19 protein-coding genes are annotated in these 22,715 nt (G+C 38.3%); 11 read left to right on the top strand and 8 right to left on the bottom strand.

Features of this window, described 5'->3' with window-relative positions; all coding sequences use genetic code 11:
* The first annotated feature begins 4 nt into the window (after positions 1-4).
* The 4 genes from tmk to ASU03_RS09770 all read left to right on the top strand — a co-directional run bounded on the left by tmk (position 5) and on the right by ASU03_RS09770 (position 2,837).
* Positions 5-643 carry a dTMP kinase gene (gene tmk / locus ASU03_RS09785; RefSeq protein ID WP_057831672.1) on the top strand — a complete coding sequence of 213 codons (639 nt, stop codon included), beginning with the start codon at positions 5-7 and terminating at the stop codon, positions 641-643.
* A gap of 9 nt (positions 644-652) precedes the next feature.
* The gene (locus tag ASU03_RS09780; RefSeq protein WP_057831671.1) at positions 653-1,654 is read left to right on the top strand and encodes a DNA polymerase III subunit delta'; all 1,002 of its coding nucleotides are present in this window, start codon (positions 653-655) and stop codon (positions 1,652-1,654) included.
* 9 nt (positions 1,655-1,663) lie between these two features.
* Complete coding sequence (locus ASU03_RS09775; protein ID WP_057831670.1) at positions 1,664-1,990, top strand: PilZ domain-containing protein; 327 nt, start codon at positions 1,664-1,666, stop codon at positions 1,988-1,990.
* Between the two features lie 79 nt (positions 1,991-2,069).
* Positions 2,070-2,837, top strand: a complete 768-nt coding sequence (locus tag ASU03_RS09770) for a TatD family hydrolase (RefSeq protein ID WP_057831669.1) — start codon at positions 2,070-2,072, stop codon at positions 2,835-2,837.
* 478 nt (positions 2,838-3,315) lie between these two features.
* Here the strand turns inward: ASU03_RS09770 and ASU03_RS09765 are convergent, their stop codons facing one another.
* Both ASU03_RS09765 and ASU03_RS09760 read right to left on the bottom strand, forming a co-directional pair.
* The gene (locus ASU03_RS09765) at positions 3,316-4,902 is read right to left on the bottom strand and encodes a cation:proton antiporter family protein (protein WP_057831668.1); all 1,587 of its coding nucleotides are present in this window, start codon (positions 4,900-4,902) and stop codon (positions 3,316-3,318) included.
* Positions 4,903-5,628: 726 nt separating this feature from the next.
* Complete coding sequence (locus ASU03_RS09760) at positions 5,629-6,249, bottom strand: arylesterase (protein WP_057831667.1); 621 nt, start codon at positions 6,247-6,249, stop codon at positions 5,629-5,631.
* On the opposite strand from ASU03_RS09760, the gene ASU03_RS09755 reads away from it, so the two are divergent.
* The 3 genes from ASU03_RS09755 to ASU03_RS09745 all read left to right on the top strand — a co-directional run bounded on the left by ASU03_RS09755 (position 6,248) and on the right by ASU03_RS09745 (position 10,755).
* On the top strand, positions 6,248-6,961 hold the full coding sequence (locus ASU03_RS09755; RefSeq protein WP_057831666.1) for an ABC transporter ATP-binding protein: 714 nt from the start codon (positions 6,248-6,250) through the stop codon (positions 6,959-6,961). The two genes, ASU03_RS09760 and ASU03_RS09755, sit on opposite strands and share 2 nt — an antisense overlap.
* Positions 6,951-9,464, top strand: coding sequence for an ABC transporter permease (locus tag ASU03_RS09750; RefSeq protein ID WP_057831665.1), 2,514 nt, complete (start codon positions 6,951-6,953; stop codon positions 9,462-9,464). Before ASU03_RS09755 ends, ASU03_RS09750 begins: the two co-directional genes overlap by 11 nt.
* A 226-nt stretch (positions 9,465-9,690) precedes the next feature.
* Positions 9,691-10,755: an AI-2E family transporter gene (locus tag ASU03_RS09745; RefSeq protein WP_057831664.1), complete on the top strand. Its 1,065-nt coding sequence runs from the start codon at positions 9,691-9,693 to the stop codon at positions 10,753-10,755.
* Between the two features lie 66 nt (positions 10,756-10,821).
* Here ASU03_RS09745 and ASU03_RS09740 read toward each other — a convergent pair whose 3' ends face one another.
* The 4 genes from ASU03_RS09740 to ASU03_RS09725 form a co-directional block, all read right to left on the bottom strand.
* Positions 10,822-11,253: a lysozyme inhibitor LprI family protein gene (locus ASU03_RS09740; RefSeq protein WP_057831663.1), complete on the bottom strand. Its 432-nt coding sequence runs from the start codon at positions 11,251-11,253 to the stop codon at positions 10,822-10,824.
* A gap of 113 nt (positions 11,254-11,366) precedes the next feature.
* The gene (locus tag ASU03_RS09735; RefSeq protein WP_057831662.1) at positions 11,367-11,669 is read right to left on the bottom strand and encodes a YciI family protein; all 303 of its coding nucleotides are present in this window, start codon (positions 11,667-11,669) and stop codon (positions 11,367-11,369) included.
* Between the two features lie 56 nt (positions 11,670-11,725).
* On the bottom strand, positions 11,726-12,304 hold the full coding sequence (locus ASU03_RS09730; protein ID WP_057831661.1) for a septation protein A: 579 nt from the start codon (positions 12,302-12,304) through the stop codon (positions 11,726-11,728).
* A gap of 343 nt (positions 12,305-12,647) precedes the next feature.
* Positions 12,648-13,901: a sensor domain-containing protein gene (locus tag ASU03_RS09725; protein WP_057831660.1), complete on the bottom strand. Its 1,254-nt coding sequence runs from the start codon at positions 13,899-13,901 to the stop codon at positions 12,648-12,650.
* A gap of 500 nt (positions 13,902-14,401) precedes the next feature.
* Here ASU03_RS09725 and ASU03_RS09720 point away from each other — a divergent pair, with 500 nt between their 5' ends.
* The gene (locus tag ASU03_RS09720) at positions 14,402-14,665 is read left to right on the top strand and encodes a globin domain-containing protein (RefSeq protein ID WP_082627233.1); all 264 of its coding nucleotides are present in this window, start codon (positions 14,402-14,404) and stop codon (positions 14,663-14,665) included.
* Positions 14,666-15,139: 474 nt separating this feature from the next.
* Here ASU03_RS09720 and ASU03_RS09715 read toward each other — a convergent pair whose 3' ends face one another.
* Entirely contained in the window at positions 15,140-15,751 is a 612-nt protein-coding gene (locus ASU03_RS09715; RefSeq protein WP_057831658.1) for a TetR/AcrR family transcriptional regulator, read from the bottom strand.
* Positions 15,752-15,898: 147 nt separating this feature from the next.
* Between ASU03_RS09715 and ASU03_RS09710 the strand changes: the two genes are divergently transcribed.
* Together ASU03_RS09710 and ASU03_RS09705 are read left to right on the top strand one after the other, a co-directional pair.
* Positions 15,899-17,947, top strand: coding sequence for an NADPH-dependent 2,4-dienoyl-CoA reductase (locus ASU03_RS09710; protein ID WP_057831657.1), 2,049 nt, complete (start codon positions 15,899-15,901; stop codon positions 17,945-17,947).
* Between the two features lie 668 nt (positions 17,948-18,615).
* Positions 18,616-20,061, top strand: a complete 1,446-nt coding sequence (locus tag ASU03_RS09705) for an acyloxyacyl hydrolase (RefSeq protein WP_057831656.1) — start codon at positions 18,616-18,618, stop codon at positions 20,059-20,061.
* Positions 20,062-20,607: 546 nt separating this feature from the next.
* Here the strand turns inward: ASU03_RS09705 and ASU03_RS22085 are convergent.
* Positions 20,608-20,814: a phage integrase N-terminal SAM-like domain-containing protein gene (locus ASU03_RS22085; protein WP_082627232.1), complete on the bottom strand. Its 207-nt coding sequence runs from the start codon at positions 20,812-20,814 to the stop codon at positions 20,608-20,610.
* Between the two features lie 950 nt (positions 20,815-21,764).
* On the opposite strand from ASU03_RS22085, the gene ASU03_RS09700 reads away from it, so the two are divergent.
* A complete protein-coding gene (locus ASU03_RS09700; protein ID WP_057831655.1) occupies positions 21,765-22,394 on the top strand; it encodes a thiol:disulfide interchange protein DsbA/DsbL in 630 nt (209 codons plus the stop codon).
* The last annotated feature ends 321 nt before the right edge of the window (positions 22,395-22,715 follow it).

Here is a 22,715-nt window from a genome sequence, read left to right as displayed (position 1 = left end):
AAGTATGTCTACAGGAAAATTTATTGTCATTGAAGGCATGGAAGGCGCAGGTAAATCCTCGGCTATTACTGTTATTGAAAGTATCTTAAATAAACAGGGTATAGCGTATATTAATACCAGAGAGCCAGGTGGCACACCTTTAGCAGAGGCCCTGCGTGACATGGTAAAATCGGTAGAGCATCAAGAAAAGCTCACCGTTGAAACAGAGCTGTTACTTATGTATGCCAGTCGTAGTCAATTACTTGCCAACAAAATACTGCCTGCTTTAGCGGCAGGAAAGTGGGTAATAGGTGATAGGCATGACTTGAGTTCGCGTGCATACCAAGGTGGTGGTCGAGGTTTTGAGCAAAGCATAATGGATACCATTAGTGACATAACGTTAAAAGGCTTTCGTCCTGATATCACCCTCTATTTAGATATAGACCCACATATTGGGTTATCTCGTGCTAAAGCTCGGGGGAATTTAGACCGTATTGAATTAGAGAAAATGGATTTCTTCATTCGAGTTCATAATAAATATCGAGAGCTAGTGGCACAAGATAAAGCAATTATTACCATTGATGCGGCGCAAACAATGGTGCAAGTGCATCAGGATATAGAAAAAGTGGTTATTGAGTTTATCGCTGCAACAGACTTGGATTAGAGCGCGAATATGTTACCAATTTGCCGGGAAAAGCAAAGACAATTAAGTCGACAATATCAACAACAAACCTTGGCTCACGCCATACTATTACAAGGTATAACGGGTTCAGGCACAGAGGCATTGGCACAGTGGCTCATTGAGCTATTAATTTGCCAAGCGCCATTATCAAGCAATGATGCAGTTGCTGGCGATGTTATCAACCTAGCCTGTGGGCAATGTAAAGCCTGTTTACTCCGAAAAAGTAAAAGCTATCCTGATCACTTATTATTAACCAGTGAAAATAAAACCTTAGGGGTTGATGATATTCGCCGCGGTAATGCTTTCCTAGAAAAAACAGCTCATCTTGGTGTGGTGAAAACCATCTTAATTCCTCAAGCTCAAATAATGACGGTTGCTGCGAGCAATGCTTTATTAAAAACCTTAGAGGAGCCAAGTGCTAACAGTTATATTGTGTTAATCACCGATGATTTGGATAGTTTATTACCGACTATAATTAGTCGATGCGCAATATATACTATCAGGCCTATGGTAGGCGAAGCCTTGCTGGCACAACTCAAAACATCATTGCATGACAACACTCAAGTTAGTAATGACTCAGCCATTAACAGCGGCTTAAATGCTAATGCTTTTGTTAATTTATCCCAACTAGCAGAATTAACTGATACGGATGTTTTTCAAGCGTATCAACACTTTAATCAATGCTTTTTAGCTTACTTAAATCAGGGGGGAAGTGAAAGTGACTTACTTAACCAGCTTGTTGATAATATTCACGCTTTACGTTGGTTAGAAAAAATAACCTGCAATCTAGTAAGACACTATTATCTTGTTAAAGACCCAGAGCAGAAAAATCTTGTGGTTAATCAACAAATTTCAATACAGATGCTTAATCAAATATATCAAGCTATCATCAGTAGTAATAAACTGATAAAGTCTTTTACACAAGCTAATCGACAATATGTTGGTGCACAGCTACTTATGACGATAAATGATATCGTTAGACCCTCGACATAGGAGACCAACTTGGTTCCACTAAACATAGAGTTCCATTCTGAGCGTGATCTATATCTTGCCTTTATGCCTTTTCTTAAAGAAGGTGGGGTTTTTGTTCGTACACCACGCCAATATGAACTAGGTGATGAAGTTGAGTTACACATATTACTGCCCGATGCGTTAGAAGAGTCGGTCGTTCATGGTGAAGTTTGCTGGTTGACCCCCATTGGCGCGCAAAACGGAACCCCCCCAGGTGTTGGTGTCACTTTTGTTAAAGATCCAGAAAAAATACGCCATCAAATTGAGCAAATCATTGCTCGACACTTAAATTCTTCCGAGCCTACGCTAACTATGTAGCTTGGTTTTCTTGTCACAAAATGAAGTAGTGACAAAAAATATAACCGCTTAAAAACTTTTAAAGCACAGGAGTTCCTCGTTGTTTATAGATTCCCATTGTCATTTAGATCGCCTTAACTTATCCCTTTATGATGATAATCTGGATAATGTTATCCAGGCGGCCAAAGCGGCTAAAGTAGATAAATTACTTTGTGTCTGCGTAACGTTAGCTGATTTTCCTGAAATGGCAGCAAAAACGGCTCATTATGATAACGTCTTACTTACCTGTGGTGCTCACCCTTTAAATCAAGAGGATGAAATTATACCTGAGCAGCTATTAGCCTTAAGTAAAAATGAGCGAGTTATCGCCATTGGTGAAACTGGCTTGGATTATCACTACGCACCAGAGACTAAAGCGCTGCAGCTTGATTCCTTTAAAAAACATATTCACGTTGCCAAGCAATTAAATAAGCCACTTATTATTCATACCCGAGCCGCACAAGAAGATACTTTAGCGTTATTACGCAGTGAAGGAGCAGAGCAGGTCGGTGGTATTCTACATTGCTTTACGGAAAGCTGGGATATGGCTGAACAAGCAATAGCATTAGGTTTCTATATTTCGTTTTCAGGCATAGTCACCTTTAAAAATGCCAGCGCATTAAGAGAAGTTGCCGCCTTAGTACCCGATGATAAATTCTTAATTGAAACAGATGCGCCATATCTCGCCCCGGTACCTTATCGAGGTAAAGAAAACCAACCAGCCTTTGTGGTCGAAGTTGCTAAACATTTAGCCAGTATTCGAGGTCAGTCGGTTGAAAAAATAGCCCAGCTTTCTAGTGATAATTTTAATCGCCTCTTTAAGCTTTAATGGTATTTTAGCACCTTGAATCAATTGATAGCTTGTTAAATTTTAGATAAAAAAAGGCCCAAACATATAGTTTGGGCTCAAGGATTGGCTCAAGGGGTTTGAGCCGTGCGCTAATTAACCATAACCTGGTAACTAAGATAAAAACAAAAACAAAAATAAACTAGGTTGTGTAATCCTGTTTACTAACCTCTTAGCAGGAAAATCTTACTTCATGCTAAGCTTGTGTAACTAAGTGTAGTGGATGTTTTTTAAATAGCGAATGTTTCTGTATGTATTTATTTTATTAAACTAAAACAATGCCTTATATTGATATCGTGCTTTTTTAATTGATTTTTAATAGTGGTTATTAACCGTAGTAATAGTGCTTTATCACAGCTTTTACAGCGGATAAAACCTTCCGCTCTTAGCCTCTTAGGACGGCTATTTTAGCAGAGATTTATCGTTACTAACTAATGATAATCGCAGCCAGCGGTTATCATCAGTTAGTTGTTATCACCTTGCTTTTAGGTAATAAAGCTAAACTTTCCTCAGCAAAACCGACCCCAGCCTCGGTATAAAAGTTAAAAACTTTATCAATACCAAATTCTTCCAGTTGTAAACGTTCATCATCATAGCGGGCAACAGCCGCAATTTTCCCTTGATAATTTGCTGCCTTTAACTGGGCAGTAATACTGATGGCATCTTGTACCGAGGGTAGCGCCAGCAAGACTAATTGAAGTCGTGAAAGATCAATACTTTCCCAAAAATGAATATCCTCAGCATCACCATAATAAGCTTCGACCCCTTTGTTTGTTAACCAGATTATTTTTTCTTTATCAGCATCTAAGCCCCATGCAGAGCTAGTACTATGGCTATTAATGGCTTGATAAGCGCCGATGCCAACACGGCCCATGCCGATGATAACAATAGGGCGCTGACAGGGTTGACAAAAAATGTCCTCTTCGAGTTTTTCTTGGCGCTCAAATTTTGATAAAACACCTCTATATTTAGCAAAGAGTGTGTGGGCAAAGCGATAAATGATATTGGTTAAAATAAAGGAGATAGATACACTTAATGCTAGGATCACTAGCCAATCATTACTAAGCCAACCAGCGGTCACGCTTAATGCGCCAACAATTAAGCCAAACTCACTATAGTTACTTAAAGCTAGGGCACTGAGGAAGGCACTACGGCAACGCATTTTTAATAGGCTGAAAATGCCATAAAACATAACAAACTTAATCGGGATCAACAGCACTAATAAACTCGCTAAACCTAGCATCTCTAGTGTCGGCACGGCAGTAAAGCCAATCGATAAAAAGAAGCCTATTAAAAAGATATCTTTAAAACTCATTAAGGCTTTATTAATTTCAGTCGCTTTAACATGGGAGGCTAAGAACATGCCGACCAGCAGTGCGCCTAAGTCACCTTTAATGTTAACTAGCTCGAATAATTCATAGCTACCTAGCGCGAGAAAAAAGCCCATTAAAGGTATTAATTCTCCATGGCCAACATGGCTGATAACCCTATTAATAATAGGTTTTATTAGAAATAAACCCAGTAGAGCAAAAGCCCAAAGCGATGGCATTTTACCGGTAGCGACAACTAAAAAGACAACGGCGACAATATCTTGAATAACCAGTATACTGACCGCTAATTTACCGTGGCGAGTACGCATTTCACCATTTTCTTCTAATAATTTTATCACGCAAACTGTGCTGCTAAAACTTAAGGCAAAAGCAATTAACGCCGCAGTCATCAAGTCTAAGTCACTGAAGTAACTCACCGACATGAGCGCGAGTATCTTGACAAAGGTTATGGTGACAATCATCCAAACTAAGGTGTGTAAAGAGCAACCCAACCAAACTTCGGTTTTGAATAGGTTTGTCACGTTGAGCTTTAAACCTATGGTAAAGAGCATGATGGTGATACCTAAATCACTTAAAATACTTAAGCTTTCATCGGCTTGATAACCAGCGATATTTAAGATAAAACCAGCAGCAAGGTAACCTATTGACGGGGGAAGTGAGGTGGTTTTTGCTGCCAAGCCGCAGATAAATGCGAAAAGTATCCAGATAAAGTCCATAGCATTACTCTAATTATAAGTTGGTTTACTGAGCGGTAAAGGTTATAGGGTATTTTGCACATTATGCAGGTAATAGGTTGACATCTATAAAGCAAGCAGCAGTGACTTTTATTGGAACATATCTTCTAAACATCCACTGTCTTGAAGAGAAGTTTACCTTAAAAACAACCCCTTATACCGATCTAATTAAGGAATTAGCAATTTTTGATGAGTATTGATTGTTGTTGACGGGCACATGATGGGCCGGGCCTGGCATTGGCATGGAGAATAAAGAGGTTATTGGCTATTAAAGCCATTTTAAAAGTCCCTTAGTCACGTTGAATGTTATATAGCCATTACCATTCAAGATGCCTATTTCAGAGTGCTTGAACAATTTCAATTCAAGGCGCTGTGATGACATAATGGTTGTTCAGGAGAATATGCTCAGGATAATTGCTCCTGCATTATCTAATAAGGGACTCCTGTACCATCTGCATTGTCTAATCACACCATCCATGTAGCGTCATTATGAGTTACAGCAACGATGAAGTGATGTTGCTCAAACGCTGCTTCGATGGGTTTAAAATGACTTTATACTGCGTTAAATAATTAAACCATAGAGTGGCTATGCTTACATTATTATCCTTGCCTAAAGCCATTATAATGGCCACTGCAAGCCCACATTTTGATTGGTAACGGGTATATGACCCGCTTGTTTTATAACATCTTTGTTGATTATCTTTTAAATTAGTCTGCTAGCCACTTATTAATCTCATTATACATAAAATCACGGATAATTGGCTGAGCTTTGGCGTTAGGGTGTAAATTATCAGTTAGCATTAACGAAGCATCAACCGCAACTGCTGTCATAAAATAGGGCATAAGGTAAGCGCCTGTTTGTTTAGCTACTTTACGATAACTGTCAGTAAACATTTTACCATATCTTGGGCCTAAGTTTGGCGGGATATGAATCTCCATTAAGGCAACTTTTGCACCATGTTGTTGACTTATCGTGACGAGTTGGCTTAAATGCTTCTGCAGTAATTTCACTGGAAAACCTCTAATGCCATCATTGCCACCAAGCTCAATCAATACATGACTAGGTTGATGAGCTTTAAGCCAAGCATCAATTTTCAATAAGGCGTTATCGGTAGTTTGTCCACTGATGGCGGTATTAATGACGGTGATGGGCTGATTTTTTTCTAGGTATTTATTTTGTAACAAATGAACCCATGCTTGTGCTTGCTCAAGCCCATAGCCAGCGCTTAAGCTGTCACCAATAAGTAAAATTTTGTCGTTTGCTTGGCTAGTAAATGCCAGGTTTGTCAACATTAAGATAATAATAGATTTTAGGAAACAGCGTGTCATGTCAGTACTTTCTCAGTTAAATGTTATTCAAGTGTCAGGCCTTACTAAGCGTGTTAACACACTTGAAGGCAGCCTCACTATCCTTAGCGATATAAACTTTTCTGTCAAGTCAGGGGAGTCAGTTGCTATTGTTGGTGCATCAGGCTCGGGTAAATCTACCTTGCTTAGTTTATTGGCTGGACTAGATGTTGCAAGCGAAGGTGAAATTCATCTCGATGGTGAGGCCTTAAGTACCCTCGATGAAGAGGCTCGTGCTCGGTTAAGAGCAGATAAAATTGGTTTTGTCTTTCAATCCTTTATGTTGGTGCAAAGTTTAACTGCTCTGGAAAATGTCATGTTACCCGCAGAGCTTGCCGGTGATCATGATGCTAAAGCACAGGCGGTTGAATTGTTGGAGAAAGTAGGGCTTTCACACCGACTTGCCCACTATCCTTCACAATTGTCTGGCGGAGAGCAGCAAAGAGTTGCCATTGCCCGAGCTTTTATTGGCTCCCCTAAAATACTGTTTGCTGATGAGCCGTCAGCGAATCTAGATCGTAAAAATGGTCAGCTGATCGAAAATCTACTCTTTGATTTAAATAAGCAGAACGGTACTACGTTAGTATTGGTCACTCACGATGAACAATTAGCAAAAAAATGCCAGCGGATTATACATATTGAAGGTGGCCAACTGGAAAAAATCAGTGAAGGGGGAGCTGCCAATGTGGGTTAAACTGGCTTTTAAACTCTTCTCTCGGGAACTACGACGTGGTGAATTAACGATTATCTTTGCGGCAATAGCCCTAGCCGTACTTACTGTTTTTAGTTTATCGGCAATTACCGAGCGAATATCTTTAAACTTAGCGCAGAAAAGTAGTGACTTCATTGCTAGCGATCGCCGCTTATCGAGCAATCATGCCTTTGAGCCACAGCTACTAACGCAAGCGAATAAATTTGGACTGGCAACGGCAGAGATGCTGTATTTTGATTCTATGTTGTTTGCCAATGATGAATTGGTTTTAGGCTCAGTAAAAGCAATAACTGGCTCTTACCCTCTGCGAGGGAAAATCACCATTAAAGACAGCCTTACTAGCCCAGCTTATGACGTTGATACTGGGCCCAAGGCCGGTGCAATTTGGCTTAGTGAAGGATTGTTTTATGCCCTTAAGGTAAAGGTTGGCGATAAAGTTGAGTTGGGTGCCGGGCTTTTTAACGTCACCAAGGTGTTAGTAAAAGAACCTGATGCCCCGTTTTTCTCTTTATCGGGTAATAAACGAGTGCTGTTAAACTATGCTGACATTGCGACTACCCAAGCCGTGCAACCAGGTAGTCGGGTATTTCACCGTTTACTTTTTGCCGGTAATGAACAACAGTTAAGTGAGTATTATACTTGGCTTAAGCCGCAACTTAAAAGTAATCAAAACTGGCAAGGGATTAAAGACAGACAATCACCTTTAGGCAATAATATAGTTCGTGCCGAGCGCTTTTTATTATTGGCCGGTTTATTTGGCATAATGCTGGCAGCTGTAGCGATGGCAGTTTCCGCTAAACGTTATTGTGAACGTCAATATGATCCCGTCGCTATGATGAAAACGCTCGGCGGCAGTCGTAAGGTTATCCGCAATATTTTCCTTTTACACCTGAGTTTAGTGACCGTTTTCTCTATTGTTGCCGGTTTGATGGTAGGTTTTGTCTTGCAAACGATAGGGGCAGATTATTTAGCAACCTTTATGGGCACTGAGTTACCACAAGCAGGGTTTCGCCCTTGGTTATTATCTGCTTTTATTGGCCTTGTTTGCGCATTGATGTTTTCACTAAAACCTTTGTTAGATTTATTTGATATTCCACCGCTGAGAGTGTTACGCCGTAATTTAGGGGACACCTTAGCCATCAGTCGAATTCATATTGCCCTTTCAATGATGACTATTTTTGTGTTGATGTGGATATTTAGTGGTGAGATCATGACTACTTTAATTCTATTTGCTTCGACTTTATTAATCATTGCGATTTTATTTGCCATCTCACGGTTATTATTTGCTGCGGGTCGCCGGCTAGGACTTAGACCAGGGTCTAGTTGGTCTTTAGCACTAGCGACTTTACAAAAAAGAGCCAATGCCAATGCCATTCAGCTGATCAGTTTCGCTTTAGCTATTAAGCTGATGCTATTTTTAGTTATCTTAAAAAATGACATCATTGCCGACTGGCAAATGCAAGTTCCTGCCGATGCACCCAATATGTTCATCATCAATATAGCCAAAGAAGAAGTTACGCCAATCAAAAAATTCTTTCGCGATAATAACATTGCCCATGAAGATTTTTATCCGGTATTTAGTGGTAGAGTCGATGCGGTAAATGGTGAAAAATTTGCCCGTCGAGTGTCAAAACAAGAAGGGGAAGAAAACGATAAAAATGCCAAGAAAGGGGTCAGTAGAGAGCCCAATTTAACGTGGTTAGCGTCCTTACCTGAAGGCAATGAAATAACCGAAGGGCAATGGTTCACTTATGGAGTTACTGGCGGTAATGACATTGAAGTATCCGTCTTTGATGGTTGGCAAGATGTTCTCGGGCTAAAACTTGGCGATACGATTACACTTTTGGTTAATGAACAGGCGATAAACGCCAAAGTCACTAGTTTTAGGAAAGTTGATTGGGGTACACTCAAACCCAATTTTGTTATGATCTTAAGCCCCAATATGGCCGGTAAAGTCCCGGTAACTTACTTTAGTGCCGCTCAATTGCATGACAGTGATACCAAAGCGATTAGCCAGCTGTTACAGCGTTACCCAACGATAAGTATGATTGATATTAAGTCTCAAATTGAACAGGCACAATCAATTATCGCACAAGTGTCTTTAGCGATAGGCTTTGTTTTATCGATAGTGTTAGTCAGTGGTGCTTTAGTGCTTATTTCTCAGGTGCAAGCCAGCTTGGCAGAGCGTATGGAAGAAATGGTGATATTACGTACCTTAGGCGCTAAAGGTCGTTTAATTAAATTGGCGACACTTTACGAATTTATGCTGTTAGGTGGCATTGCCGGCCTAGTTGCCGCACTAGTAAGTGATATTGCTTTATTGGTCATTCAACAGCAACTCTTTGATGTGGCAGGGCGCCTTCACCCTTATATATGGCTGTTAGGACCGTTAAGTGGTGCACTATTTGTTTCGAGCATAGGTTACTTTATGGTAGCCCATACCATGAGGCAAAACACTCAAGGATTGTTAAGAAAGCTTGGCTAATTACCGATAACGGTCCCTGTTTAGGATGGGGCCGCAAGTCTGAGTAAATGTTAAGGTTAGTGGGCTATTTATCGACGTTTTTAACGCATAGCTGAGAATAAATAAGGCTGTTGAGCACGTGCCGCATATCCAGAGTTCAGGTTACTTAAGCTTAAACACAAGTAATCTAGTGTAGTTAGGGGATTTAAGGTATATTGAAACGATAAAAATATAAGGATTCATTTTCATGGTTTCAAGTTCAAATCATAGCTCTATCGTCAAAGCTTTTGTTACGGTAGCGGCTATTTTTATCATTTTTGCCGGTATTAAAATTGCAGCGAATATATTAGTGCCGTTTTTACTTTCCGTATTTATCGCCATCATCTGTAATCCACTCATCACCAAAGCCAGTGAATTCAAAATACCCAAAGCAATTTCAATTATTTTTGTTATCGCATTTTTTGTTACCATGGCGGTATTTTTAACGGGTTTAGTGGGCAGTTCGTTAAATGAACTTTCACAACACATTCCTCAATACCGGGTGCAACTTAAACAACAATTTGTCTGGTTAACAGATTTTTTTTCCAAATACGACATTCAACTTTCTACCTCTATCGTGACAGAGTATTTTGATCCCGCTGCAGCCATGGGTTTAGCCGCAGAAATGCTATCAAGTTTTGGCTCAGTGATGGCAAACTTGTTTCTGATCATCTTAACTGTGGTGTTTATGTTGTTTGAATCCTCTTCATTTCCTCATAAGTTACATTTAGCTTTAGATGATCCACAAATGCGTTTGAAACAAATTGAGCGCTTTATCTCTTCAGTAAACCATTATATTGCCATTAAAACCTTGGTTAGTCTTGCCACTGGCTGTATTGTTTCGCTGATGTTATGGGGTTTTGGTTTAGATTTCTTTTTATTATGGGGCGTGTTGGCTTTTTTACTTAATTATATTCCTAATATTGGCTCTATAATTGCTGCGGTACCACCAATGACCCTCGCCATCTTACAACTAGGTATTGGCGATGCTGGCGCCATAGGTGCAGGTTTTATTTTAATCAATATGGTGATGGGCAATCTTATTGAGCCTAGATATTTAGGTAAAGGTTTAGGGTTATCGACCTTAGTGATTTTTTTATCACTGATATTTTGGGGGTGGTTACTTGGCACGGTCGGTATGTTATTAAGTGTACCGCTAACCATGATATTAAAGATCGGCTTAGAAAATTCGCCAGAAGGTCGTTGGTTAGCTGTGATGCTAAGTGATGGCAATGAGTTGGATGATAAAACTGAGCAAGTATTACTTAACTAATGTAGGCTTAGTTTAGTTGAATTAAGATGAGTTAATTCAACTAAAGTCGCTCGGTAAAAGTAAAACCTATGTCGTAGAGTTGGTCGTTTTAATTTTACTTAGCGTGCTTATCCGGCTTTTACTTAATAGTACATAACAAGTTTTGTACGCAATATTGGCGCCTTTCTCTGGGGATATTGCTAGATATTGCCAGCGACAATCATTTTCTCTATAGGTAATAAAATTACTTTGTGAACGCTTAAACATTTTTAATGCAGAATAGCGGCCATTCACTAAGGCTTTTTCCTCTAAATTAAAGGTGTGCAAATTAACCCAGGTTTGTAACTCCCTATCCACAGAAGAAATAACGCCGTCTAAACACCGAGACATGGCCGCAGATGATAGTTGTTCTGCAGTTTGCTGTTGACAGACGGTAATGTTTTTTACCGCATAAGCAGGGTTCATCATCAATAATGGGTATAACAATGATAAGGCTAAAAGTGTTTTCTTATAGATCATTTTTCGTTTATACACTCTAATAGTTACAAGGACAAAGTACGCCAAGACACTAAAAAACGGGTCGACTAGATAGCAATCTTTGCTGTTAAGTTTAGTTGAGTATTTTAGCTTTATTAGGCAGGTAATACCTTTTTGTAGGGTTTTACTGTGACTTTCTTATAAACACCTGCGCTGATATACGGGTCTTGATCTGCCCAAGTTTGTGCAGCAGTTAAACTATCAAATTCAGCAACGATTAAAGAACCGGTAAAACCGGCTTCACCGGGATCTTCACTATCAATGGCTGGGCATGGGCCTGCTATTAATAACTTTCCTTGCGTCTGTAAGGCTTTTAAACGCTCAATATGCTTATCGCGTACCGATAGGCGTAAACTAAGTGAGTTTTCAACATCTTCACTGTAAATAAGATAAAACATGACGGATATATTCCTTTAAATAATAGGGTGACTTAGTTCGTTATGACGAGGTCAACTTAATTTGATTTATTACTTTTATCCTCTTTAACTTTATCGTTATCATCTTCTTCAAGAGGTAAATACTTATATAAAAATAAAATTGACGTGATAGAGAAAATAAACATTAAGCCCGTTAAACCAAAAACCTTAAAATTGACCCAAGTATCGAGGTCGAAATTAAAAGCGACGTAATAATTCAAGCAGGCACAAAACAGGAAGAACATGGCCCAAGCAAGGTTTAACCGAGTCCAAATTTTTTCAGGTAGGGCTAAGGACTCGCCTAAAAACTGTTTAATGATATTTCTTTTGAAAAACATATCACTCACTAATAATGCACCGGCAAAAAAAGCATTAATAATGGTTACTTTCCATTTGAGAAAAGCCTCATTTTGTAAATAAATAGTAAGACCACCAAAAACCACCACCAAGCCAAAGATAATCCATTGCTTAGTGGGGATTTTTTCTTTCTTAAATTTATAATGCAGCATTTGTATACAAGCGGCGATAATCAAACTACCCGTGGCCCAGTAAATACCAGCTACTGAATTAACAATGAAAAAAATAATGAGAGGGAAGTATTCAAGAAATAACTGCATATAAAACCAATATTAAAGGGTCAAGTAAAGCGAGATTAATAATCGCCATGTTATGAATAAGACAATTTTAACGAATGTGAGTTTAATAGCCAAGCTTATATTTACATATTGCTAAATGTGCATAAAACTTATCATTTTAATGTTGAGCAAGGTGAAAATAATTAACTACTTTTCGTTTGATTATCTTGTGTTTTCGGTTTTTTAAGGGGAATGTTATTTTTAAAACTGGAAAAATTTGAGCTACATGACCAGTTCTTATTTTTACGCACTTTTTTATTATCAATAATTGAACACGTATTAAGTCCTTGATTGATTAAAAATTATCATTTGAGACCTAATTAACTCATATAAAATAAATTGAACTACCTGCTTGTTTTTTTGCTTCATACATAGCTTCATCGGCTAATTGTATTAATGTATAGGTATCTTCGTTGTTATTTAAATACACAGAAACACCAATACTGGCCTGAACATGTATTAATTGTTTTTGTATTTTAAAAGGTGAATTGAATTCATCTTTTAGTTTATTTGCCATTACTTTTAAAGACGAGCTATTTTCAACACCACTCATCACCACTAGAAATTCATCACCTCCCATTCGAGTGACAATATCGGACTTTCTGATACAGTGTTTTAATCTATTAGCAGTACCGACTAAAACTTCGTCTCCAACAGAATGACCATATGAATCATTAATAAGCTTAAAATTATCAAGATCAATAAAGATAAAAGCAATTAAAGTATTTCTTAACTTTGCTTTTTTAAATAATTCTTCTAATTTATCCTCAAGTGAGCTTCTGTTGGGCAGTTTAGTCAAAGGATCCAAGTTAGCTAACGTCAACGCTTCTAACATCTTTTGTTTTCGTCTCGAAATATCCCTTACTATGGCCAATAGATAACTTGTCTCGTTATATTCAATGAAACTAATGCTCGCTTCAATTGCTAGTTTGGTTCCATCTTTTCTTGTATGTGTGGATTCAACTACAATGTTTTTATTAAGCTTTATCTGTTTAAAAAGTTCTTTCCACTTACCTTTGACACTGAATTTATGATTGATATCTGAAACTGATAACTTTAGTAATTCACCTTTAGTATACCCTAACCTTTGATGTGCTAATTGATTACAATTTAAAATGTGACCATACTCTGGCTCAACAACATAAATTGCGTCATTAGATTTGTTTACTAAATGATTGAGCAGTATCTCTGCTGCATCTGATTTTTTGAGGGTTGTTAAATCTATTAACTGAGAAATATATCTTTTTATCAATTTTTCATCATCTGGTTGTGCAACAATGTGTAATTGAACAAAAATAGTATGCCCTAGCTTGTGCTTATATCTTTTTTCTATTTGAATGGGGTCAAAGGGATTATGAGTTAATTTTTTTCTTATAGCTTCATTAATGTGAATGTCATCAAGGTGGGTAATTATCACATCTTGAGAATATATTTCATCACCTTCATAACCAAGCATTCTTTTTAATGCAGGGTTAACGTATTCAAGCTTGCCGTCAGGAAAAAACAAGGCAGTTGGGACGGGGGTAACTTCAAATAAACGATAGATAGATTTTTCTAATTGCTGATCATTATCTTTCATGGCTACGCGCACCTTCCATTCATAAAATCCCTCTGTGAGCAATTGAAATAAATCCTTATAAATGATTATAGACCGTTTTATATAAGTTACTGAATAGAAAAATTGCTTTTACCACCATCCCATAAAGCACTCCATAATAGAGTGTTTTGATCAAGTAAACCTGAAGGTGTTTTGGTCGTTTTTTAACTCAATGTTTATGCAAGTGAACGACAGGTATGGTGGTGAAGCGCAAATGGTAACGGGTATATCTATCATTATTTAATAAGTGGCCCTTTTACCGTGTTTAATCACTCTGGACAAAATTTAGAAATAAACTGAATCCCACAGATTGGCTTGGTTTACTTGGACACTCTACATGAGGGATTGTAACTCATTGCACTGTTTAACTTATGGAAAGTTATGGAAAAAACATCTGCCTTTAAACACCTTTTAGCTATTTTCCTCCTATAGTTTAGCTAGCTAATAATTCTTATCGCTAGTATTTGAGTAGCATATAAATAATGACAAGATTGGAAAACTTTAACCGCATAGGGGGCCGGTCTAGTCTGGTGGCTATTAACAAAGTCTTTTATGATAAAGTCTACCAGCACCCCTGGTTAAAACAGTACTTTCTTCATATTTCACAGCAGCATATTGAAGATCAGCAAGTTGATTTTATGCAAAAAGTGCTTGGTGGGGAAAATAACTATATTGGCAAAGCCCCACCCATCGCCATATTTTTATTCCAGACGAGTTATTTGATATTAGAAGACAACTACTTATAGACTCCTTTAGTGAGACAAATACCCACCCAGAATTGATTAAAAAATGGCTTACTCTTGATGAATCATTTCGTCGTGTTTTGGTGAGAAAATTAGCAACTGAATGTATGCCTCGTTTTAACAGCGATGCTATTTTAAATTTTGATAAACCTAAATAACCGGCACTTATTCAACCAGCCCCTTTATTCGCGGCTCTGCGTTAAAACGTCGGTAAATAGCCCTAGATTGATAAACGTTTTACCTGAATAATTGAATAAATTGAACCATGGCTTGGCTACACTAAGTTCAGTTGCTTTTTAATATTGCCTCGGAGTATAACTTGTTGATTTTACCTAAATATCCATCACACATTATGCAGAGTTCAGCTTAAATAGTTTTCGGATGACCGACATCGCAACGAGGTATATTTTATTGCTACGGGTAAGCCTAGCTACCTATTCATTAGTTAAGCCTAAGTGTGAGTTATCTAGCTGTTAACTAATGAACCAGAAACATATCAACGGCGTAATCACATATCTCTTCAACATGGGCAACGTCGGTATAAATACCATCGATAAGTAATTTAGCAATGCCATGAACCGTGCCCCACAGCACTTGCGATGCACGTAAAGCATTCTCTTCACCGCTGTGATTGAGCAGTTTAAGTTTTTGCCATTCTCGAGTCATGGTTACCTGATACTGAAAGCAGGGGTAGGCGGCAGCACGCAGTTCTTGTGTGCTATTTTCTTGTTTCCAAATGGTACGACCAAACATCAATTCATAAAGATCTGGATTGCTCTTGGCAAAATTTACATATTCATGGATAAACAGTGAGAACTTTTCTTTAGTTGAACGACCTTCAGCATTAAAGCTGCGTTTATTCATGGCATGTAATTGCTTAAAACCAGCTTCTGCAATACCACAAAGCAGGGCGTTTTTATCTTTAAAGTGGTGATAGGGAGCCGTTCTGGATACCCCGACGCGGGCCGCCAATTTACGCAATGAAACTTCTTCAATGCCGCTTTCTTTGAGCATTTCTCCAGCAACGTGAAGTAAAGTCGTTCTTAGATCACCGTGGTGATACTTTGATTTTTCGGGAGTATTTTTCATAATGGCTAATTTAGCAAGCTATTGTTAAATAATCAATCTTGACACTGTCAAATTTTACCTGTATTTTGTTTTTAATCAAACTAGACAGTGTCTAAATTAAGTATCTACCTTGAATGGGTTACTTGATAAATACAAAGAGAGCGAGTTATGTCCCAAGTTAATATTGAAGCCGCAAAAAAGAACAATTTTTCCAAATTATTAGCACCACTTGACCTTGGTTTTACCACCTTAAAAAACCGAATTTTAATGGGCTCAATGCATACCGGTCTTGAAGAGCATCCTGACGGCACTAGGCGTATGGCGGCATTTTATGGTGAACGTGCTAAAGGCGGTTGTGGTTTGATAGTTACCGGTGGCTATGGCCCAAGTAAACGTGGCGCGACGCACCCTAATACTCAAATAATGACCAGCGCAGAGGATATTGCTAAACATAGGGTTATTACCGATGAAGTACATAAATATGGCAGTAAAATTTGTCTGCAAATACTTCATACTGGCCGGTACGCTTTTAATCATAAGTTGATTGCGCCCTCGGCTATTCAGGCACCTATCAATCCATTCACACCCGAAGCGGTCACTGTTGAAATGATAGCAGAAGAGTTGCAAGCTTTTGTCGATTTAGCCGTTAAAGCACAGCAAGCAAATTATGACGGTGTTGAGGTAATGGGTTCAGAAGGCTATTTTATCAATCAATTTACTGCCTTAAGAACCAACCAACGTGATGATGAATGGGGCGGCTGTTTTGATAACCGCATTAAATTTGGTGTTGAAGTGGTGCGCCGTATCCGCCAAGCGGTTGGTGAACATTTCATTATTATCTTCCGTCTGTCGATGATGGACTTGGTCGAGGGCGGCAGTAGTTTTGCCGAGGTAGTTAAGTTCGGTCAAGCCATTGAAAAAGCTGGGGCAACCATTATTAATACCGGCATTGGTTGGCATGAAGCGCGTATTCCGACTATTCAAACCAAGGTGCCTCGAGCAGCATTTACTTGGGTAACCGCTAAATATAGAGAACATTTTACCATTCCGGTGATCACCTCAAACAGAATTAATACTCCCGAAGTTGCCGAGCAAGTATTACAACGTGGCGATGCCGATATGATTTCAATGGCAAGACCATTTCTAGCCGATGCCGAATTTGTTAACAAAGCGGCAGCAGGGCGCAGTGATGAAATTAATACCTGCATTGGTTGTAATCAGGCCTGCCTTGATCACGTTTTTAATGGTGAAATGGCCAGTTGTTTAGTTAATCCACGGGCTTGTTTTGAAACTGAACTTAATATTGTGCCAGCAAAAATAAGTAAAAAAATTGCGGTGGTAGGTGCCGGGCCGGCAGGTTTATCTGCGGCAACGGCGGCGGCAGAAGCAGGGCATCAAGTGACTCTGTTTGATGGTGAAAGTGTTATTGGTGGCCAATTCAATATTGCTAAACAAGTACCAGGTAAGGAAGAATTTAGTGAAACCATTCGCTATTTTTCTCGTCAATTAGCATTAAAGGGCGTTACCTTAAAGTTAAATACTCGGGTCTCGGCCAATGAGTTAAACAACAGTGATTTTGACGAAATCATCATAGCCACGGGCATAAATCCACGGTTGCCGCCCATTGAAGGCATTGAGCATGATAAAGTTTTAAATTATATCGATGTCATTAAGCACAAAAAAGCGGTCGGCAAAAAGGTGGCAGTTATCGGCGCTGGTGGTATTGGTTTTGATGTCGCTGAATACTTGGTCCATTCTGGCACCCCAACCAGTCAAAATATTGCTGCCTACATGAAAGAATGGGGCGTTGATATGACGTTAACTGCTCGAGCGGGTATTGAAGGGGTCAAAGCTGTGGTTTCACCGCCGGCACGTGATGTTTATCTGTTACAACGTAAAGACACTAAAGTCGGTGCCGGTTTAGGTAAAACTACCGGTTGGATCCATCGAGCTGGGCTAAAAAACAAACAAGTAAAAATGCTGTCATCGTGTGTTTACCATAAAATTGACGATGCCGGTCTGCATCTGTCTATTGCTGGGGTAAGACAAGTATTAGCCGTTGATAATGTCATTATTTGTGCCGGGCAAGAGCCAGCAAGAGAGCTGATTGAAGGGCTAAACAAACCTTATCACTTGATTGGTGGCGCTGATGTTGCCGCCGAACTTGATGCTAAACGCGCGATTAAACAGGGTTTAGAAGTCGTTGCCATGCTTTAACCTAAGCGTAATGCTGAAAATGAGCTGCCTGTTGCGCTAGCAAATAAAACAGTGAGAACTGCGTTTGCTATGCTCACACAAGGCAGGGAGTATATCCTCGCTTAAAAAGTTTAACAATAAAATGTATAATTAAAGATAAAAATCAGCCCTTTGGGGATTCGAGAGTAATACATGCTCATCGTGTTATCTATTTTTAAGGGGTAACCTTTAAATAAAAAGATACGCCTTGATCATGATTCGCTCTCGCATCCTGAAACTCGCATTGTGAGGTGGCTTGGGCATATAATAGGGTGAGAAATGTAGGATTTATTGGTGCTTAAGAGCAAACTGGTCATCAATTGTTAGTACGTTGTTGCTCTGCTCAAGCTAACAGAATATAATGCGGATCTTTCCGGCTACACGCTTGTTGTCCATGGGTCATGACATAAATTGTCATGACCCATTCGGAATATACTTTTCAGTTATTGATTTTTCAGTTGTTGGTGTGCCATTTGAGCTGACCTAGGGGCTTATAGTCCTGTTAGCGTGCAAATATTTATCGCACCGCAAAAATGAATAAGCCGTTAGCTGAAAAGTTAGTGGCTTTTTTCATAAATAAATAAATAAATAAAGAAAATAATTGCTGGTAATGAAGTGATTATGCATTGTAAGTAATTAAGGATCTGCGTTTGACCATTTTGGACCTGAATAAACATTCAAGTAAGACAAACAATATTAAACATATTGTTTTAGCCGTATCACTCGCAATCTCTGCAATATTACCCAGTCAATCTTTGGCTCAAGATCTTAATCAAGACAAGCAGAATCAAGAGGCTAAGCCTGAAGTTACCTTAACTGCTGATATCACCGTTGAAAATCTTGATGAAATTTATCGAGAAATAGCGACCAATACGCTGTGGGAAAACTCTACCTCACCCGCTGACTTTTATGATTATCCTTTTCAATTGTCTATTTTTTCAGACGCCAACGGTGAAGATAGTGACAGGCTTTGGTCACAAACCAATTCAATTTTTGCCTACGGTTTTGGTGTTATTGGTTTAATTGCTTTATTACCAGAAGACATTTCTAACTGGGATAAAGAAGAGGGTATTTTTAGTAAATGGTCTGATAATGTCAAAGGTGGCCCCGTATGGGATAGAGACACGGGTATGTTAAACCTGGTTGGCCACCCTTATTTTGGTGGTGTTTACTATCAAGTAGCGCGTAAATCAGGTTACCGTCAATGGGATGCCTTTATGTACTCTGCTATTATGTCGACCTTCTACTGGGAATACGGCATTGAAGCCTTTGCTGAAGTACCATCCATTCAAGATTTAGTTATTACCCCAGTACTCGGTTGGGCATACGGTGAGTGGGCTTTTAATGCTGAAATGGACATTAGAGAAGAGGGCGGCACAGTTTTGGGCTCGACTATGTTAGGTAATACAGCATTATTCTTTTTAGACCCAGTAGATAGTATGAGTGTCGGCATCAATAATCTCTTTGGTAAAGAAATTATTAGAGCGGGTACAGGCTTTGTTCGTTTTAACAAAATTTCATACGGCGATACGGGCCAAACGGACAGGCAAATAAATTTTAATATATCCTTACAATTTGGTGATGGTGGCAGTTACACACCAAGCACAGTGAAAAGGTCATCCTATAAAAATGATCCTATTGATACCGGTATCATAGGCGTGAGTTATGGTGTAGGTAATGTAGTACTTGATGATTTATGGGACATTGCAGGCGGAACTACCTCGGAATACAGTTTAGGTTTATATTTCACCCGTCAATTTTCCAGTAGAGTTACTTATTCAAAAGCTAAGTTGACTAATAACTTGAGCGCAGCAACCGATAACTATGAAAATTACAGTGTAGATAGCCAGTTTTACTTCAATACTGACAGTGATTTCAGGCCATACCTAACCGCAGGTTTTGGTGAAACCTTGTGGCGAAGAGATATCGACACCAAAAGATTTCAAGTCAATGCGGGTGCTGGTCTACATTACAAACTTAATAATAACTTCGCTCTCCAATTAGATTGGCGCTTTTATCACAGTACCAATGCCAATACCTCAGATCACAATACCAGCCTACGCTTAGTCTATTTATTAGGAAACGGTGAACGCTAACGCCGTTAATAGCGTTAGCTAATACGTCAATAAAAGCATAAATACTCTGAGAAAAAGCTACGTAAATTGTAATCCAATATGAATAGCTACCTAACGGGCAGCTAGTTTATAGTATTTGTCTGTTTACCGCGGTTACTTGCTTGTCAAAGCAATGCAAATATTCAAGCTAATCAAAGTCCACCTTCGATAAATTTATACCTAGATAGTCACTTTTACGCCGAAATCCCCATCAAAAAGCCATGATTTTACTTGAACACTTGTTTAATAAATAGCATATAGTGTTAAGTTACTCAGGCTTTAAAAGTACTAAACATAAAAATTATCACAGTGAATTTGATGATGATGTGAATATAAACCAAACGTTATTTCTAAGCGCCACTGAGATCGTTTTTTGGCCGCTTATTGGGGCGTTGAGGCTGTAGAATTTCTCCAAAAAGGAACAATTCCATATTCCTTTTACTCTTTCTGGTTTGTTTGTTTCTGTATTAACCTTGTCCCGCGATCTTGTCTGTGATCTAATAGATACTATTCATCCATTGTAAAATCTTATGGCGAACTACAAGCCCGATTTGTCTTGTCAAAGTAAGTTAAATATTGTTCAACTTCTTTATTATCCAGTTTTGATGGATGTTGCTTGTTGTTGAAAATAATATATCGCTTGATCCAATAAATGTAAGTTTGAATAGTTCTTTTAGCAAATCTACGTGTGATCATAAATTCACCGATGCTATTTAAAAGTAAAGATTCAGACATAGTAAAAATAAATATTTAATAGCTGTGTTTGTATACAGTATAGCTGGAATTATAAATGTGTCTTTGATAGACGGAATATTTCCGTAATGCACGCAATAATGAAAAAGTTAAAATTTTATTAAAGTCTTTGATATTAAATATGAAAGAGAGTATTTTAGTATGAATTAAATATCATGATAGACGGAATAATTCCGTGTTTAAACACGGAATTATTCTCTCTATTAAGCTGTTATATGCGGTTAAAACCTGAGTATTAGAGCAAGACAATCTTTTTAGTTTTACGCTAAATCAGGTTCAGTTTAATCACTAATAAGCATTGCCTCTTTTACCTTTTTCAAAGGTGGCAACGCTATTAAGTTTATTCAATCAGTTGTGAGTAGCGTAAAAATTCACAGCTTAATTATGTATTACAGTGCCTTTAAGTTAGTGCAAAGCTTGGTTCAACCAGCGTTGCATATAACAAGCAATTCAACGTGACACGCAACAGTTGGCCGCGCTCACTACGTTCACAAGTATGGCCAACTATTACTTAGCCCGTTAATTGGGCGTTAGTTGGTACCGCTAATCAAGTAAGTTTTATTGCAAAAGCGGTGTTTTATAAATTGGTTTGGTCTGTGTTTTAGTTGGGTTTTCGCCATTCTGTTTTGTTCTTTAACCAACGAAATTCAACCTCATTTTTCAATTGAAGGTCTAATGCGTTCGCTTCAAAATGGCTAATTGCGTGGCTCAAAATTCAGGCTTTATTTTGTAGCAGTACGGGTATTCTTTATTATTAATTTATGCAGTATGCTATGGTAACTTGTTGTTAGCGTAGAGCTTTTAATCCCAACAACTAACAAGACATTCAAACGGACAAAAAACAGTTGGTTGTTTTCACTCCGTTCAACATTTTAACCAACTATTTTATTGCCGCTTAATGTGGCGTTAGGCATACAAAAAAAGGATCGCAGATGCACCGTAAAATATTACTATCAATCTTTATTTTTATATCCTTCAACTATACAAGTCAGGCTGTTGAATTTACCAAAGGTGATTACTATATAGAAATTGAAGGGAGCCTAACTGAAAAGAAAGAAATAACTGAGTTTTTCTCATTTTATTGCCCCGGCTGCTTTAAACAAGAATCATTTATGAATGAATTAAAATTATCTCTACCGGCAAGTGCAGAGTTTAAAAAAAACCATGTTGACGGTATGCCTGGAAGAAATATAAAAATAGAACAAGCATTAACTAAAGCTTTAGTAACTGCTGATATTTTAAAAGTAAAAGAAAAAATAATTCCCGCAATATTTAAATATATACATATCAGCAAAGCTAAATTTAACAACGACAAAGATATTAAAAACCTCTTTTTGATTAATGGTGTAGACGGGGATAAGTTTGATAAAACCTTTAATAGTTTTAGTGTAAACATTCAATCTCAGAAAATGCAAAAGAAAACAGAGGCATTACGTAAGCAAGGCTTCTCTAGCGTACCAACATTAATTATCAATGGTAAATACAAGCCGGTTACAGATAAAATAAAGAGTATGGATGAGTACAAAAAACTCATAACATACTTATTAAATAAAGCAGCATAATTTTGTGCACGTATGCCTAACAAGCCAATTAAGCAGGACTAAAAACAGTTTGCTAGTTCCGCTGCGCTCCACATTTTAGCAAACAATTTTTAGCCTCTTATTGGGGCGTTAGTTGGCTAATAAAAAATATCTTATAAGTGCTAAATAATTCAGTTTCACCAATTCACTGTTTGGTGCTTTACCGCGAATAAGTTAGTCACTTTCATCACGTTTCTGAAAGGTGTATTAGCGTAACTATTCGCTTTAAATAGTGAGTGTAATGGCTCAAATTCACGGTTTGGTATTTTCATTACGGTGCGTTTAAGTTATTGTTGTACTTGG

The organism is Colwellia sp. TT2012, assembly GCF_001440345.1.
Taxonomy (GTDB): domain Bacteria; phylum Pseudomonadota; class Gammaproteobacteria; order Enterobacterales; family Alteromonadaceae; genus Colwellia.
The sequence above is the reverse complement of the archived record's forward strand: the minus strand, read 5'-3'. Positions and strand labels throughout refer to the sequence as shown.

Bases quoted from the DNA above. Each gene is read 5' to 3' on its own strand.
- ASU03_RS09720 (WP_082627233.1), top strand. From the start codon at position 14,402: ATGACAAGATTGGAAAACTTTAACCGCATAGGGGGCCGGTCTAGTCTG.
- ASU03_RS22085 (WP_082627232.1), bottom strand. From the start codon at position 20,814: ATGTCTGAATCTTTACTTTTAAATAGCATCGGTGAATTTATGATCACA.
- ASU03_RS09755 (WP_057831666.1), top strand. From the start codon at position 6,248: ATGTCAGTACTTTCTCAGTTAAATGTTATTCAAGTGTCAGGCCTTACT.
- ASU03_RS09780 (WP_057831671.1), top strand. From the start codon at position 653: ATGTTACCAATTTGCCGGGAAAAGCAAAGACAATTAAGTCGACAATAT.
- ASU03_RS09735 (WP_057831662.1), bottom strand. From the start codon at position 11,669: ATGTTTTATCTTATTTACAGTGAAGATGTTGAAAACTCACTTAGTTTA.
- ASU03_RS09750 (WP_057831665.1), top strand. From the start codon at position 6,951: ATGTGGGTTAAACTGGCTTTTAAACTCTTCTCTCGGGAACTACGACGT.
- ASU03_RS09745 (WP_057831664.1), top strand. From the start codon at position 9,691: ATGGTTTCAAGTTCAAATCATAGCTCTATCGTCAAAGCTTTTGTTACG.
- ASU03_RS09740 (WP_057831663.1), bottom strand. From the start codon at position 11,253: ATGATCTATAAGAAAACACTTTTAGCCTTATCATTGTTATACCCATTA.
- ASU03_RS09730 (WP_057831661.1), bottom strand. From the start codon at position 12,304: ATGCAGTTATTTCTTGAATACTTCCCTCTCATTATTTTTTTCATTGTT.
- ASU03_RS09715 (WP_057831658.1), bottom strand. From the start codon at position 15,751: ATGAAAAATACTCCCGAAAAATCAAAGTATCACCACGGTGATCTAAGA.
- ASU03_RS09725 (WP_057831660.1), bottom strand. From the start codon at position 13,901: ATGAAAGATAATGATCAGCAATTAGAAAAATCTATCTATCGTTTATTT.
- tmk (WP_057831672.1), top strand. From the start codon at position 5: ATGTCTACAGGAAAATTTATTGTCATTGAAGGCATGGAAGGCGCAGGT.
- ASU03_RS09710 (WP_057831657.1), top strand. From the start codon at position 15,899: ATGTCCCAAGTTAATATTGAAGCCGCAAAAAAGAACAATTTTTCCAAA.
- ASU03_RS09760 (WP_057831667.1), bottom strand. From the start codon at position 6,249: ATGACACGCTGTTTCCTAAAATCTATTATTATCTTAATGTTGACAAAC.
- ASU03_RS09700 (WP_057831655.1), top strand. From the start codon at position 21,765: ATGCACCGTAAAATATTACTATCAATCTTTATTTTTATATCCTTCAAC.
- ASU03_RS09765 (WP_057831668.1), bottom strand. From the start codon at position 4,902: ATGGACTTTATCTGGATACTTTTCGCATTTATCTGCGGCTTGGCAGCA.